At 42.7% G+C, this 15,956-nt stretch carries 12 protein-coding genes and 2 pseudogenes; 9 read left to right on the top strand and 5 right to left on the bottom strand.

Annotated elements, in window-relative coordinates:
• The 5 genes and pseudogenes from RMY63_RS22230 to RMY63_RS22210 form a co-directional block, all read right to left on the bottom strand.
• A partial coding sequence (locus RMY63_RS22230; RefSeq protein ID WP_322730790.1) for an AAA-like domain-containing protein occupies positions 1-2,751 on the bottom strand: 2,751 nt, incomplete at its 3' end.
• Positions 2,752-2,773: 22 nt separating this feature from the next.
• Entirely contained in the window at positions 2,774-3,400 is a 627-nt protein-coding gene (locus RMY63_RS22225) for a type I restriction enzyme HsdR N-terminal domain-containing protein (RefSeq protein WP_322730789.1), read from the bottom strand.
• Positions 3,401-3,467: 67 nt separating this feature from the next.
• Entirely contained in the window at positions 3,468-4,094 is a 627-nt protein-coding gene (locus RMY63_RS22220) for a type I restriction endonuclease (RefSeq protein ID WP_322730788.1), read from the bottom strand.
• Between the two features lie 66 nt (positions 4,095-4,160).
• Positions 4,161-5,801, bottom strand: coding sequence for an AAA-like domain-containing protein (locus tag RMY63_RS22215; protein ID WP_322730787.1), 1,641 nt, complete (start codon positions 5,799-5,801; stop codon positions 4,161-4,163).
• Positions 5,802-5,857: 56 nt separating this feature from the next.
• Positions 5,858-6,028 (bottom strand): annotated as a pseudogene (locus tag RMY63_RS22210) (IS701 family transposase); the annotation flags it as partial.
• A 168-nt stretch (positions 6,029-6,196) separates the two neighbouring features.
• Between RMY63_RS22210 and RMY63_RS22205 the strand changes: the two are divergent.
• The 9 genes and pseudogenes from RMY63_RS22205 to RMY63_RS22165 all read left to right on the top strand — a co-directional run bounded on the left by RMY63_RS22205 (position 6,197) and on the right by RMY63_RS22165 (position 15,904).
• Positions 6,197-6,577 (top strand): glycosyltransferase, encoded by a 381-nt coding sequence (locus RMY63_RS22205; protein WP_322730786.1) that lies wholly within the window; start codon positions 6,197-6,199, stop codon positions 6,575-6,577.
• Between the two features lie 172 nt (positions 6,578-6,749).
• Positions 6,750-7,355, top strand: a complete 606-nt coding sequence (locus RMY63_RS22200; RefSeq protein WP_322730785.1) for a CDP-alcohol phosphatidyltransferase family protein — start codon at positions 6,750-6,752, stop codon at positions 7,353-7,355.
• Between the two features lie 190 nt (positions 7,356-7,545).
• Positions 7,546-8,259 (top strand): 2OG-Fe(II) oxygenase, encoded by a 714-nt coding sequence (locus tag RMY63_RS22195; protein ID WP_322730784.1) that lies wholly within the window; start codon positions 7,546-7,548, stop codon positions 8,257-8,259.
• A gap of 233 nt (positions 8,260-8,492) precedes the next feature.
• A complete protein-coding gene (locus RMY63_RS22190) occupies positions 8,493-9,248 on the top strand; it encodes a phosphocholine cytidylyltransferase family protein (RefSeq protein WP_322730783.1) in 756 nt (251 codons plus the stop codon).
• 421 nt (positions 9,249-9,669) lie between these two features.
• Complete coding sequence (aepX, locus tag RMY63_RS22185) at positions 9,670-11,325, top strand: phosphoenolpyruvate mutase (protein WP_322730782.1); 1,656 nt, start codon at positions 9,670-9,672, stop codon at positions 11,323-11,325.
• Between the two features lie 172 nt (positions 11,326-11,497).
• Entirely contained in the window at positions 11,498-12,658 is a 1,161-nt protein-coding gene (gene aepY, locus RMY63_RS22180) for a phosphonopyruvate decarboxylase (protein ID WP_322730781.1), read from the top strand.
• Positions 12,659-13,147: 489 nt separating this feature from the next.
• Positions 13,148-13,712 (top strand): annotated as a pseudogene (ribA, locus tag RMY63_RS22175) (GTP cyclohydrolase II); the annotation flags it as partial.
• 95 nt (positions 13,713-13,807) lie between these two features.
• Positions 13,808-14,827 (top strand): RibD family protein, encoded by a 1,020-nt coding sequence (locus RMY63_RS22170; RefSeq protein ID WP_322730793.1) that lies wholly within the window; start codon positions 13,808-13,810, stop codon positions 14,825-14,827.
• Positions 14,828-14,923: 96 nt separating this feature from the next.
• Entirely contained in the window at positions 14,924-15,904 is a 981-nt protein-coding gene (locus tag RMY63_RS22165) for a zinc-binding alcohol dehydrogenase (protein WP_322730780.1), read from the top strand.
• The last annotated feature ends 52 nt before the right edge of the window (positions 15,905-15,956 follow it).

The raw sequence follows: 15,956 nt of genomic DNA, 5'->3' as shown, positions 1-15,956 counted from the left end.
AATTTCTTTGCCCGTGTCCCGATTCCACAATTTGATGGTGCTGTCAGCACTGGCGGAAGCTAAAGTTTTGCCATCCGGGCTGAAGACGACACGGTTGACCGAACTGGTATACCCACTCAGGGTGGTAATTTCTTTGCCCGTGTCCCGATTCCACAATTTGATGGTGCTGTCAGCACTGGCGGAAGCTAAAGTTTTGCCATCCGGGCTGAAGACGACACGGTTGACCGAACTGGTATACCCACTCAGGGTGGTAATTTCTTTGCCCGTGTCCCGATTCCACAATTTGATGGTGCTGTCAGCACTGGCGGAAGCTAAAGTTTTGCCATCCGGGCTGAAGACGACGCTGTAGACCAAATCGCTATGGCCAGTCAGGGTGGAAATTTCTTTGCCTGTGTCCCGATTCCACAATTTGATGGTTTTGTCATAACTGGCGGAAGCTAAAGTTTTGCCATCCGGGCTGAAGACGACGCTGAAGACCGAACTACTATGCCCACTCAGGGTAGTAATTTCTTTGCCCGTGTCCTGATTCCACAATTTGATCGTCTTGTCAATACTGGCGGAAGCTAAAGTTTTGCCATCCGGGCTGAAGACGACGCTGTTGACCGATTCGCTATGCCCAGTCAGGGTGGAAATTTCTTTGCCCGTGTCCCGATTCCACAATTTGATGGTGTTGTCACCACCAGCGGAAGCTAAAGTTTTGCCATCCGGGCTGAAGACGACGCTGATGAACGAATCGGAGCTGATGAACCAACTGCTATGCTCACTCAGGGTGGAAATTTCTTTGCCCGTGTCCCGATTCCACAATTTGATCGTCTTGTCAATACTGTCACTACTGGCGGAAGCTAAAGTTTTGCCATCCGGGCTGAAGACAACGCTCTTGACCGAACGGCTATGCCCACTCAGGGTGGTAATTTCTTTGCCTGTGTCCCGATTCCACAATTTGATCGTCTTGTCACGACTTGCGGAAGCTAAAGTTTTGCCATCGGGGCTGAAGACGACGCTGATGACCTCATCGCTATGCCCTTCCAAGCGATTTTGTTCACGAATATTAGATAAAATTCTCTGTAAACTAAACAAAGGGCTGTATGCTGGATAGTCTGCTAAAGATTGTTTATCCTTAACCAGACTTTTTAATGTTCCTGCCGTTTGCATTGCTAATAGCAGACCATCTATTTCTCTTGAATCATCAAACACTCGCAACGCATTTGTTCCCTCTTGTTCCAATTGCGTAGCCGTTAAAGCAACTTCTCTGGCTGCTTCTGCCTTTTTTAATTCCTCAAGGCTTTTTTGAGTAACTATAAATGATGCTACCGCCCCCACTAGAGCCAAACCTAACACCACAGAACCAATACGAATCCGTTGATTAGCTTTGTAGTTTGCCTCTGCTAAAACTTGCTTTGCCTGTTCCTCTGCCTCCAGCCTTTTCTGCACATCGCGCTTTTCTAACTCTTGGCTAGCAGCTAAAAACTGATAGTCTAAGTCACTCAAACTTTTACCTACTGCCCATTCTTGAGCATCTTGCAAAGTCTGTCCCCGCAACAAGCGTGACTCATCTTGACGTTCCGACTCAACCCAGGCATTGAATGCAGCCGAGTAGGGGCGCAAGTTTGCTAAAATCTTGTCGCACCATTCCTGTTCAAACACCTCCTTATATATACGGTTATAAATTCGCAACTTTCCTTCCCGTTTCACCACCAAACCCGTCAACCGCAGTTCCGTTTGTTCAGGACTATCATCAGCTACTAACTCAAGTTGCTGCAAAATCTGCTGATACAACCCCAACAATCGCCCAGTTCTCTGTTCTCCACTCTGCAAAATTCTGTTTTGAATCGTCTTTAAATGCTCCGGCTCATCCTGCGTCTCCCAATTTTCAATAATCCGCTTTCTTACCACCCCTGCCACCAACCCCTCAATTTGGGATTTCTCCTTGTCTCCAGAAGACGCGATAAATCGCGTCTCTACAGGGCATTCCTCAATTAACAACTTACAAACTTTTTGCGTCAAAAACGGCTGTCCTCCCGTCCAATCCAACACCGCTTGCATCAACTCTTGGGCATTACCCACTTGTGCCAATCCCTGTGCCAGACGTTGCGCCTCTGGGAGTTGAAAGCCAGTTAAATCAATTGCCTGTCCAATATTAAAAGGTGTCCGGCGTTTGTCTTGAATCAAATCTGAAGGCGTAGATACCCCAATCAAAGCAAAAGTGAGGCGATTATATTCAGGATGGTCTGCTCGTCGGTTGTAGCAATCGCGGATAACTGCAAAAAAGTCATCCAAGTTGAATGAAAGACTCAGAACGCTGTCAATTTCATCAATAAAAATAACAATCTTTTCAGTAATTGTTTTAAGTAAAACCGTTTCAATAAACTTGCTCAAACGCTGTACTGGTGAAAGTAAACCGTTATCAGTCCACCAAGTATCTAAATCAAAAGTTGGATAAATATTCAAACTTCCCACCAGAGTATCAATCACCCCGGCATACCACTGTTCTGGGGTAATATCTGCCGTCCCAATAGCTGTAATATCAACAACAGCACAAGCAAATCCCTCTGTTTGCAACTGCTGCATCACTTGCACCCGCAAGCTAGATTTTCCCATCTGCCGGGAATTGAGAACATAACAAAAATCCCCAGCCTTCAAGCCTTCATAGAGGTCATGGTCAGCTTGTCTTCTAACATAAGTTGGTGCATTTTGAGGCAGGCTACCACCGACTTGATATTGGTACTGGGGATTGGGGACTGGGAAAAACATTATTTATTGATATACACAATAATTACGAATTACGAATTAAATCAGCTAGGTGCTTTAACACTTTCACGACAATAGATACGTCATCTCGACTATCTAAAGCAAACAAATCAGATAGAGCGTATTGTGGAGTTTCAGTTTTCATCAGTTTGATAAATCTAAATTCATTACCATTGGTGATAAACCCAAAAACAGGTTTAGCCGAAGTTGCATCTGCCAACATATAAGCCAATGCTTGTGGAATTGCAACTACTAGAGAGTATTGTGCCCGTTTTGCCTCAATTACGAGAACCCAAAATGGCGGATGGAACACTAAGATATCAATACGTCCTCGGATAATTGTGCCTTCGTCTTCAGAAGAGATTTTTACCTCTTGTTCTGAGGCGATGTAGAAAGGTGGTTGATAAAAACCTGCTAGACGCAATAGTGGAGATAGCACCACCATTTTGACTACAGGTTCCAAAATTTGGTAGCGAGATAGATGCAAATATTCTGCTTTAACCTCGTTGAGAGATTGCTTTTCTAAATCACTCAACTCAGGTAAATCTTGCTGCCACTCTGAGAAAAACTCTTCGTCGTCTGCAAGTTGTAGACCAAATTCATCAATAAGTTGGGCTAGGGTGATATCTTTTCCTTGAATAACCTGAACCATTGTTAATCCTTTTAGTATTGGGATGGTGCGTTAGCCAAGGGCATAACACACCCTACAAGATTACGAATTACGAATTACGAATTAAATCAGCTAGGCGTTTTAACACTTTTACGACAGTATATAAGTCATCCTCACGATTCAGCGACAGTGTGTAAGATAATGCATATCTTGGTGTAACCTGTTTCGTCAACTTAATAAATTGAAATTCCCGACCATTGGTTACAAAACCATAGGTAGGTTTATCATTACCAGTATTAACCAACATATAAGCTAATGCTTGAGGAATTCCTACTTCCAATGAGTATTGTGCTCGTTTTGCCTCAATAACGAGAACCCAAAGTGGAGGATGGAACACCAAGATATCAATACGTCCTCTGATAATCATGCCTTCGTCTTCAGAAGAAATTCTGACCTCTTGTTCTGAGGCGATATAGAAAGGCGGTTGATATAAACCTGCTAAACGCAATAGTGGAGATAGCACCACCATTTTGACTACAGGTTCCAAAATTTGGTAGCGAGATAAATGCAAATATTCTGCTTTAACTTCGTTGAGAGATTGCTTTTCTAAATTATTCAACTCAGGTAAATCTTGCTGCCACTCTGAAAAAAACTCTTCGTTATCTGCAAGTTGTAGACCAAATTCATCAATAAGTTGAGCTAGGGTGATATCTTTTCCTTGAAGAAGTTGAACCATAAGTTGAACCTTTTTATTAAATGGTAATTGCAGATAAAAGTCCTATTGCACTCCTAATGTACTTTTTTAATTTTTAATTCCCAAGCGATCGCCAAAATATTGACGGTATAATTCACACAAAGGCACTACTTCATTGCCTTTAAACTTAACTAACCCCATACTGCGGAGTTTAAAGGCTTCAGTTGTGCCTACATTTACGGCGCGATTTGCCATCATCACTTGTTTAACCGCAGCTAGCAATTCTGCATCTTCTTGCAAATTCAGCCAATGGCGGCGTAAATGGTTACTGTAAGGGCCTTCCTCGGTTGCCGCGATTTTTTGCAGATTTTCCAGCGTCATCCTACCACGGGCAATTTCATAAAGCGCTACCCGCACTAAATAAGGATGACCACCCATCAGTGTCATTAATTCTTCAATTTGTGAGTTAGACCAATTGAGTTTGTGACACTTTACCAAGTCTTGCACTTGTATTTGATTTAAGTCTGGTAACTCAATGGGTAAACCCACATTAAAAGGCGACTGATTTATATTGAGTGGGATATAAACTTCTTTAGAATGCACAATCACCAACCGGAGATTTTGCCAAATTGTTTCATTCTTTGACCGCTCATGCCAAGCTCGTAACAATCCAAAAAAATCAGCCGCAATTAGCGGATGCTTGAATACTTCATCAACTTCATCTAAACCCAAAGCAATGGGGCTATTAATCGCGGGTAATAAATACCGTTGAAAGTAATTTGTAGATTTATTCTTGCTACCTAAAACACCCTTCCAATGCTCGTCTAACTTATCGGGTAGATTCAATTCGTAAGTAATACTGGCGCAGAACCACTGCAAAAACTGATTTAAATTGCCGAGAAATTCTGCATCGGCTGACTGGAAATTCACGGGTGCAGTCTGATAGCCATGTTGACTAGCATGATGCAGAACCCGCGACATCAGCGAAGTTTTGCCCATCTGCCGGGGAGCTTTGATGCGAATTAAGGCCCCTGGTTGCAGAATCGCTTCATAACAGTCTACCTCAATTGGCGATCGCTCGACATAGAAAGCAGAGTTTAGAGATACCTGTCCTTCAGGATTTTCTAAGGAGACTGCTGCTTTTATTTGGTTATCTGGAATAGTTTCGCTAGCAAAAATAGCACCTTTAGAATTGTTCCGACTTTTCAGCACTGGGGTGGAAGACTCTGGAATACTTTCTAAGTCAATAGCGCTACAGCCAAACTCATAAGCATCTTCATACGACCTATCAGCGCCTAATGCATCATAAAAGCCTACCGCGAATTTAATTGCAGCGCGATCGCCAATTGCCAGATTCATCCCAACCACACAGTTAATGTGTTGGTAAATCGCCTCAGCTTGCACCTCGCTATAGCAGGCATTCAATAATATACATTCAATTTTATCTTTAAATAACTTAAATAACCTTGCCAGTGACTCTGTACTCACTAACTGCATTTGCCCTGTATTATTTTCCAAGGCTAAACCTTGATTTCCTCCACCATGTCCAGAAAAATGGATGATATGAGGATTATGATCTAAAAGCGCACGCCGCAAATCGTCAGGCCGCACCGCCCATTTAGTAATCAGTTCAAACTTATCTCGGCTGCGAGAGCGTTGCAACCCTGACTGAATTTCCCTTACTTCCTCGTCCAAGCGGAGTTTGTCTGTCGTTGTGGGATTAGCTGACACAATCAGGATTTTTTTCACAGCGCTATCAACTATTGAATGCAGGCTTCTGGCTTAGATGTAGTTTACTAACGAAATGATTTTCTTTTGATTGGCGAGATTATTCCTAAGTGCAAATATTTGAAGCACTCATAATTTCTTACTTCTTTAAATATATTTTGATCCTCTGCACAATATTCATCTACGATCGCAACTGTTGGGTGGGCGTCTCTTGCCAAATGTTTCCGGATTTGTAATTCTACATCCATTGCCCTACCTACCTGAAGAGAGTTTTTTCTTCTAATCCTTTTATTTAGAATACCCGGAAAGTGACAAAAGCGTCTGAGGAAGCGATGTCTGACGACAAGCCGCAAGCGTCTACGCATTCCCAATGGATGTAAAGAAACATTTCTGTTTCTTAGAAGAGGGATACTTGTATGTATCGAACCTTAACTCAAGGATGGATATCAATATTAGAGGCTATTAGTACTACTACTGAGTTTCACGCTGGGGTTTTGGTCAGCAACATCCAGGGAAATGGTATAAAATACGCCTTTGGTTCCACCATTGTTATCCCGAAAAAAGTACTAGAAGCTATTGGTGGATTTGAAGCGATCGCTGATTATCTAGCAGATGATTTCCAACTAGGCTATCTACCTGTCCAAGCAGGTTATAAAGTTGTGCTTTCCGATTACATAGTTGACCATGTACAGATAAGCAACAACTTAGTTGATGCCATCAGACGGCAGATTCGTTGGGCGCGTGGTAAACGAGTTTCTCGTCCTTGGGGTTATGTAGGAGTGAACTACCTACACTGACCTGACGGAGAGCGTGTAGGCTTCCGGCGTCATTGACAGATGCCCCTTTCCCCCTGCCCCCTGCTTCTTTTTGACTAATAGGTTAGCACAGCAGTGTTAGCCTATGCATGTTGCATCCAAATGAGAACCGCTATATATATATTCCAAGACCACATCAAATTCAAGTTCATCTATGACCACAAAGCCTTGGGATGCTCAACTTGCTTACTGGCTAATTAAACCTCTAAAAGACAGTTGGATAAACCCCAATCATCTTACTACAGTGCGACTTTTGACAGGGTTGGCGGCGGCTGTCGCACTCGCAGTTGGTGATACCATTTGGATTAACATTGGGGCATGGCTATTTGCTTTATCTAACTTTCTCGATCATACAGACGGTGAATTAGCTCGTTTGAGTGGGAAAAGCAGCAAATGGGGACATCAATATGACCTTGCTAGTGACGCTATCATCCACATTCTTTTATTTGTGTGTATTGGATATGGTCTTAGGGAGGGAAATTTTGGTTGGTGGGCGTTGTTGATGGGGATAGTATCTGGGGTGTCTATTGCTTGCATTTTTCATTTGCGAAACCAAATGGAACAGCGTTTAGGTAAAGACGCCAGCCGTCAACCAAGTTTCGCCCGGTTTGACATTGAAGACGTGCTGTATTTGTTTCCCATAGTTCCCTTACTGGATGGACTAGAACCGTTATTAATGGCAGCGACAATTGGAGCGCCAACCTTTGCAGTATGGGTAATTTGGCAATTTTGGACACTCCCGCAGCCAGAATCAAACTAGTACCGCAAGGCGGAAGTCAAAAGGAGCCAGTGCGTTGGGCGGGCAATGCCCGACTTGTCCCTTGCGCGTCTCCCCTTCTCCCAAAGGGAGAGGCTAGCGCCTTTCCTTCGGAACGCTACGCGAACGCGGAGCGTCTCGTAGAGAAGGGAGAAGCAACTGGCTCTCAAAAGTCAAAAGTCAAAAATATTATATGGAGCTTCAAACTGAAATTGATAAAGCTATAGCAGCTGTTGATTACCAGAAACTTAAAGCTGAGTTTCAGGCTCAAAATGAATTTTTGGTAGTGGAGAACTTTGTCCCTAACTCCATCATCGAGCAGTTTTTGGTGTTGTTGCCATCTTTGGAAACTGCTATCAACCGCAACTATATTCCTAATCATAAAAAGGGCGGTAGTATCAGCCGCTATAGCTTAGACAGCCTTGCTCCGACTTTCGGAGAGTTTTATCAACTCAATGCCTTTTTCGAGTTCCTGAACGAAATTACGGCAGAAAAACTCCTTCCCTGCCCTAATGCTGATCCCCATACTTACGCGCTGTACTATTACACTGAGCCTGGAGACCATATCCAGTATCATTACGATACCTCTTACTATCACGGCAAACGCTATACAGTGTTGCTTGGTTTAGTTGATAATTCATCCAGTAAGCTGGAATATCAACTCTACAAAAATATTCCTGAACGGGAGACCCAAACGCGATCGCTCTCCTTAAACCCTGGTACTCTAGTCTTATTCAACGGTGACAAACTCTACCACAGAGTTACTCCTTTGGGTAAAAATGAACAGCGTATTGTCTTGACTTTGGAGTACGTCACCGACACCCGCATGGGTATGCTAAAACGTTTTGTCTCAAATATGAAAGATGCGATCGCCTATTTTGGTTTTCGCCAAGTGTTTCGCTCTTAACACCACCAGATTGCATCCCTCCTGACTTGAAAGAGCAGTTCTTGAGCAGGGGAGGCAGGGGAGGCAGGGGGAGAAAGAGACTTTCATGCTTGGCGGTGAAACTTGTTTCATTGGGACTGCCTCCATGTTAAGAATTGATTAACAAATATTGTCTGGAGCAAAAAACAGTCATTATAAAATACTGGGAAAATTTCTAGATTTCCTGGTGTCGTAGCTCTGGTGGTGACTTGGCGATGAAGGCAATTATCTTAGCTGCTGGCGTTGGACGACGCTTAGGTAAAGACGGGCAAATCCAACCCAAATGCTTACTGAAATTTAACGGTAAATCTTTATTAGAGCGCCATTTGAACAATCTCCGTCATTACCAAATTGATGAAGTAGTGATTGCTGTGGGTTATCAAGCACAAAGAATTCAGGATGAAATCAAAGCATTAGGAGCCGAAAATTGGGTCAGTACAATTTATAATCCTGATTATACTAAAGGCAGTGTAATCAGCCTTTGGACTGTACGTCAGCATTTAGTTGCTGGCGATGATATATTATTGATGGATGCAGACGTGTTGTGCGATCGCCGTATCATCGAACGACTGGTAAAGACAAATATCCCCAACAGCTTTTTACTAGATCGGGATTTTGAACCGGGAGATGAACCCGTGAAACTTTGTGTTAGAGATAATTATCTAGTGGAGTTTCGTAAACAAGTAGCTCCTGGTTTAGCTTATGATTTTGCGGGTGAGTCAGTAGGATTCTTTCGTTTTGGAAATGCTGTTGCTCACCGTCTTGCTACTCGCACAGAACAGTATGTTGCAGATAGACGGGATAATGAACCTTATGAAGAAGTAATTCGGGATCTGCTCTTAGAAACTCCAGAAACATTTGGCTACGAAGACATCACTGGCTTACCTTGGATCGAAATCGATTTTCCCCAGGATATTCAACGTGCCCAAAACGAGATTTTACCTCAGATAGAAGTCGCAGAAAATGTCTGAAAATATCTTTATTAAGAAAGAATTCAGGAGTCAGGAGCCACAATTCAGCATGAATTTTGCACGATTGGCGGATAGCGCAGCTTTAGTGAGTCCGCGATAGCGCAGCGTTAGCGAGTATTCGTTCGCGCAGCGTCTCGTAGAGAGCGTCGCATCTGAATCAAGGGGTTTAAGACCCCCACTAAATCGGATATTTAGTGGTCAACAAGAAAGTATAGCAGTCGAAGCATAGGTTAGGACTATGTTGGTTGCTGAAACCTTTGATAATACTGAGTTTCTACTCAGCACGGGCTAAACGCCCCGCTTCCGCTAACAGCACTTTGCTATAAAGGGTTTGAATCTCCCACTAATTGTTTCTGAATTCTGAATTCTGGGTTCTGAATTCTTCTTTTAATTATTATATAGGTTGAAAAAAGTAGAATAAATGCATCAAATATTTGCACCCATTGACACCGCTGCAAAATTAAATAAATCTGCCCAATTGCGGTTATTACTAGAATCGCCTCAACTCGACTTCATTATGGAAGCTCACAATGGGATTAGCGCCCGGATTGTGGAAGAGGCTGGATTTAAAGGAATTTGGGCGAGTGGACTAGCCCTTTCGGCTCAATATGGCGTTCGAGATAATAATGAAGCCAGTTGGACTCAAGTTGTAGAAATGCTGGAGTTTATGTCTGATGTCACCAGCATCCCGATTTTATTAGATGGGGATACTGGTTATGGCAACTTTAATAATATGCGCCGCCTGGTCAAAAAGTTAGAACAGCGAGGTATTGCTGGAGTCTGTATTGAAGATAAGCTTTTTCCCAAAACCAACAGCTTTATCAACGGGAGTCGCCAAGCTTTAGCTGATATTGATGAATTCTGCGGCAAAATTAAAGCAGGTAAGGATAGTCAGACAGACCCAGATTTTTGCATCGTCGCCCGACTCGAAGCTTTGATAGCTGGGTGGGATCTCTCAGAGGCAATGCGCCGAGCTGAAGCTTACCACGCCGCCGGAGCAACCGCGATCTTGATTCACAGTAAATCGTCGCGTCCCGACCAAGTGCTAGCCTTTGCTAAAGAGTGGGCGGGTCGTTCCCCGTTAGTGATTATACCGACCAAATATTACAGCACGCCTACCGATGTTTTTCGCAAAGCTGAAGTTAATTTGGTCATCTGGGCAAACCATCTGATTCGATCTGCTGTTGCTAGTATGCAAGCGATCGCCCGTGAAGTGAAAGCCAGCGAAACTTTAATCAACATTGAAGATGATATTGCTCCCGTAAAAGAAATTTTCCGGCTACAAGGGGCGGATGAACTCCAAGAAGCTGAAAAACGCTACTTTAACAACGGACGACAAAATATCCAAGCGATCGTTTTGGCTGCTAGCAGAGGCCAAGAATTAGCCGGATTGACGCAAGATAAGCCAAAAGTGATGTTACCCCTTGGAGGTAAACCCCTACTCAGGTTGTTGGTGGACAAATTTAAGAAACTTGCCATCAATGATATTACTGTTGTCGCCGGTTACAAAGCAGAAACTATCAATGTTCCGGGGACTAAAGTTATTCGCAACCCAGATTATGAAACAACCGGAGAATTAGCATCCTTAGCCGTAGCTAAAGCCAGCTTTGGCGAAGAAATGCTGGTGCTTTACGGCGATTTACTATTTAGAAGCTACATCCTGCGAGATTTATTAGAATGTCCCGGAGAAATTGTGGCTGTGGTTGATTCTGTGGCCAACAGCAAGTCTGTTAGCGGTTCACCTGACTACGCTTATTGCTCAATTCCAGACGATCTTTCTCTGTTTGGACAGGATGTCAACCTGTTGAACGTTTCTAAAACCACACAAACGCAATTCGGAAAGTCTAGCGGACGCTGGATTGGGATGTTGCGCCTACGGAGTCAAGGTAGAGAGTGGGTGAGTGAAGCACTCAATGAATTGCAAAAACGGCCGGAATTCAATAGTTTAGGTTTGCCAGAATTATGCAATTATTTAATCGAGCAAGGAAAACCGATCAAGGTACTTTATATTCGCGGTAACTGGTTAGATGTTAATTCTTTGGATGATCTTGACCTTGCTTTTCAATTAAAACAATAGGGAGTAGGGAGTAGGGAATGGGGAGTTAGGAGTTAGGAGTTAGGAGTCGGGAGTTCAAAGGTCGAACTTCCGAGTTCTGAAACTGAAGTAATAATCTTTCCTCTCTACTCCCCAGTCCCAATCCCCCTTCCCCACTCCCTACTCCCTACTCCCTACTCCCCATTTTTTAATTATGATCCAGGCAGAGGAATTTGTAGAAGCTGCGCGTAATCTTGGGTTTGGGTGGTACACAGGCGTACCCTGTTCTTTTCTCACGCCTTTTATTAACTACGTCATCAATGAGGTTCAACTTAGATATATCTCCGCAGCCAATGAGGGAGATGCTGTAGCGATCGCAGCTGGAGCTGCAATTGCTGGTAAACCTGCTGTGGTGATGATGCAAAACTCTGGTTTGGGTAATGCAGTTAACCCGCTAACCTCCCTCACTTATATCTTTCGGATTCCACTGCTGCTGATTTGTACTTTAAGAGGCGATCGCCTATTGCAAGATGAACCGCAACATCAATTAATGGGGCAAATCACAGAAAAATTGCTGCAAACAATGACCATACCTTGGGAATTTTTTCCCACAAATGCAGCAGAAATAGAACCCATTCTGCAAAGAGCCACAGCCTATATGCAACAAGAACGCTGTCCTTATGCTTTAATTATGCGTAAAGGAGCGATCGCACCCCATGCACTCACCCGTTCTTCTATCCCCGAACGAGAAAATAGTGCTAGCACTCATATTCAGCAAAGCTTTTTTCGGGATCGCAAAGAACAACGCGTTTCTCGCAGCGAAGCATTAGCTCGGATTGTGGAACTCATTGATCCAGAAAATACTGTAGTAATTGCCACCACCGGATATACGGGACGGGAACTCTTCGCCAGTAAAGACAGCGCCAATCATCTTTATATGGTTGGCTCAATGGGCTGTGCTTCCTCAATGGCATTGGGACTATCTTTAGCACGTCCAGACCTGAAGGTAGTAGTGATTGATGGCGATGGGGCAGCATTAATGCGAATGGGTAATTTTGCTACCATCGGCACTTATGGCGGTGCTAACTTAATTCATATTCTCTTAGATAATGAAGTCCACGATTCCACAGGCGCACAAGCCACTGTCTCTGCGGGTATATCTTTTGCCAAAATTGCCGAAGCGTGCGGTTACAGGGTCACATTAGCCGGAGACGACCCAGCCCTTTTGGATGCCTTATTTACCGCAGATGCTAACACTAGACCTAAATTCGCTCATTTAAAAATCCGTCCTGGAACTTTAGAAAAGCTACCCCGACCCAACCTCACCCCAGAAGCAGTTTTACAACGCTTCATGAAACACATTGGTAATTCGTAATTCGTAATTAATAAATTCAAAGTACAAACTCTTAATTTATTAATGACAAATGACAAAATGATTTTACTAAATCCCGGTTCCGTAAATTTGAGCATCCAAAATCGTCATCATCAGGTCTGTATAAAATTAGTGGTTATTAAATAATATCCACTGTTTTTTAATTTTATAGTGGTAAGTTAAATTTTCATTATCCCATTTATGTGAGTAATAAGCAAAACTTTGACGATTTTTTTAACCTATATCGGCAATCTGCAATTTAGAGTTATATTTGTCTTTAGGTGATGGGGATGTCATAACTGTAACTTTTAATTGATTATAATTGTGCAAAAAAAACTAAAATCCTAGTGCTAAAAGGATGTTAAACTAGTTGTTCAATAAATCTATTACATTGTAGCGCTCCGGCTAGTTAATCTCAACACCGAAATATTGTTATAAATTATGAGCGACCTAAAACCAATTACCGAAAGTGCATTTGCAGAAACTGTAGCGATCGCTAAATTACCCAGCGAATTTGGTCAGTTCAAAATTTATGGCTACCGTAATACTCTGGACAACTCAGAAAACGTTGCGATCGTCAAGGGTGAACCGACAAAGTTCGACAACTCGGTAATGGTGAGAATACACTCAGAATGCTTAACAGGGGATGCCTTGGGTTCTCTGCGTTGTGATTGTGGAACGCAGTTGCAAACAGCACTGAAGATGATTGATAACGCAGGTCAAGGGGTGATAATTTATTTGGCGCAAGAGGGAAGAGGTATTGGTCTGTTGAATAAGGTAAAAGCTTATTCTTTACAAGATTTGGGACTGGATACAGTCGAAGCAAATGAACGTCTGGGATTCTCTGCTGACCTCCGTGATTATAGCATGGCGGCGCAAATACTTAAAGATTTAGGAATGAATCAAATTCGCTTAATTACTAATAATCCTCGCAAAATTGCTCGTTTACAAAACTACGGTATTGAGGTAGTAGAACGTATTCCCTTAGCGATTGAACCCAATGTCTACAATCTAAATTATTTGACGACTAAGGCAAAGAAGCTGGGGCATCTTCTAGAAGTAAAACATCGACAATCTATAGCAATAAATGCATTGAGAATTGATGAATATTTAGAAGATATTTGGTCATCATTGCTAGAATGCAAGCAGGTAATGAAAAATGAAACTCCCCAACTCCATGAATATTGGGCTTTTTTTGGGAATGCGAAAAGTCCGTGGAGTTTCCAAAAACTTTCTAACAAAAAGATACCCAATATTCCGACAAGTGACTTCTTGATTATCGTTGATTTTGCAAATGATTTTTGTCAAAACTTGAATTTTGCAAATCAACTATTTTCTCAAGTACAATCTGCCATTGTATTTAAAAGCGGCTCTCCTTTTAAAAGCGATATCGTGCAAGATGCCCAATGTTTTAAAGGAATGTGGAGCAGCAATGGATGGCAAACTTTTTCCTTATATATAAGACTCTTAGTTGCTCAAAGAGAAGCTTACCTAGAAAAGCGTCCTTTTGTGATGGCTCACTTGGCACAATCTCTTGACGGCAAAATTGCAGCAGTCAATGGAAACTCTCAGTGGCTTAGTAACGAGGCTAACTTGAAACATGCCCATCGTCTGCGTGCCCTTCATGATGCCGTCATGGTAGGAGCAGTAACGGCAACACTTGACAACCCTAAGTTAACGGTTCGTTTAGTGCCTGGCAAGCATCCAACTCCTGTGATTATAGAAGGTCAAAACGATTTGAAGGTTGATGATTTGCAGATGATGGCGCTTCATGAAAAAGTGATTGTGTTATGTCCTCAAGGAAAACAGCATCGAGTACTACCACAAACAGCCAAAGAAAAAATTTTGCAGCTTCCTATATCTGCAACAAAAGATTCTCAAGAAAGACCTGTTTTAGCTCCCTCCGAAGTTTTAAAGGTTTTATACGAAAATGGCATTTCTAGTATCTTTTTGGAAGGTGGAGGACAAACCGTATCCTATTTCTTGCAAGCTAATTGCATAGAACTACTGCATCTTCATTTTTGTCCTTTGATATTGGGTTCTGGACGGTCAAGTTTCACCCTTCCAGTTATAGACTCCATCGACAAAGGACTCCGCTTTAAAATGAAACACTTCGATCTCGATGGAGAAATTCTGGTGGAATTGCTCCAAGATAAGCAGTCACGCATTTAATTGGCTCGTTGAAGCTGATCAGGAAGTGAAAAGAGAGATGAATTGTTTGTGCTCTCGGTTAAGACTACGCAATTAAAATGTACAACAGCTTTAAAGATGTCTACAAATTCTCAAGCTTATGCCTACTGGTTAGTCTCTCCAAGCCTTGGTGAAATTAGAGAAACCTCAATCACGCCGTCCCTTAAAGAGCCTCTGTTTTTGGACACGCTCTACAGTGGCATTAGTCCGGGTACAGAACGGCTGGTAGGTCTAGCAAAAGTACCCGAAGAGTGCTGGGAAACAATGCGCTGTTGGTATATGGAAGGCAGTTTTGCCTTGCCTTTAAAATACGGTTACAGTCTTGTTGGTCAAGCTGATGAAGGTGACAACCAGGGGAAACGATTTTTTGTCATGCATCCCCACCAATCGAGAGTTGTTGTCGAGAGTTCTGATGCTTTAGAGTTGCCAGATTGGCTACCTAGCAAGCGGGCGACTTTAATTCCCAACACGGAAACAGCCCTGAATGCGGTCTGGGATGCTGAAGTTAGTCAGGGCGATCGCATTTTAATTGTTGGTGCAGGCATTATCGGTATTCTGATTAGCTTTGTTCTCAGCAAAGAGTATGGTATTGGAGCAGACTTTTTAGAACAAGATAAGCAGCGAATTCAATACCTAGAACAACTACCTTGGCTACAAAATTCCCGTTTAGCAACCGATTATCAAGAAGGCGATTACAATATCGTTTTTCATACCAGCGCTTCTTCTTCTGGACTTCAAAGTGCGATTAATGCTCTGGCTTTTGAAGGTCGCTGTATCGAACTGAGTTGGTACGGAACACAATCAGTTTCTTTGCAATTGGGTGGTTCCTTTCATTACCAGCGCAAACAAATTATCGCTTCTCAAGTTTCGGCGATCGCCAAACCGATGCGAAACTTAATTGACTATCGCCAGCGCAAAGAACGGGTTTTGCGCTTGCTTGCAGATGCAGCTGTAGATATCCTCTTGGAACCTGTGATTGATTTTAAAGACTTGCCCAAATTTATGTCACTGTTATATCAGCGTCAAGTGCAGCCAGTTTCGCCGTTAATTAAGTATTAAAAATTATGTTTTCTGTTGGAGTAAAAGACCACATCATGATTGTCCAGAGCTA

The organism is Nostoc sp. ChiQUE01b, from assembly GCF_034531255.1.
Classification (GTDB): domain Bacteria; phylum Cyanobacteriota; class Cyanobacteriia; order Cyanobacteriales; family Nostocaceae; genus Nostoc.
This window is presented reverse-complemented; position numbering and strand designations above follow the sequence as displayed.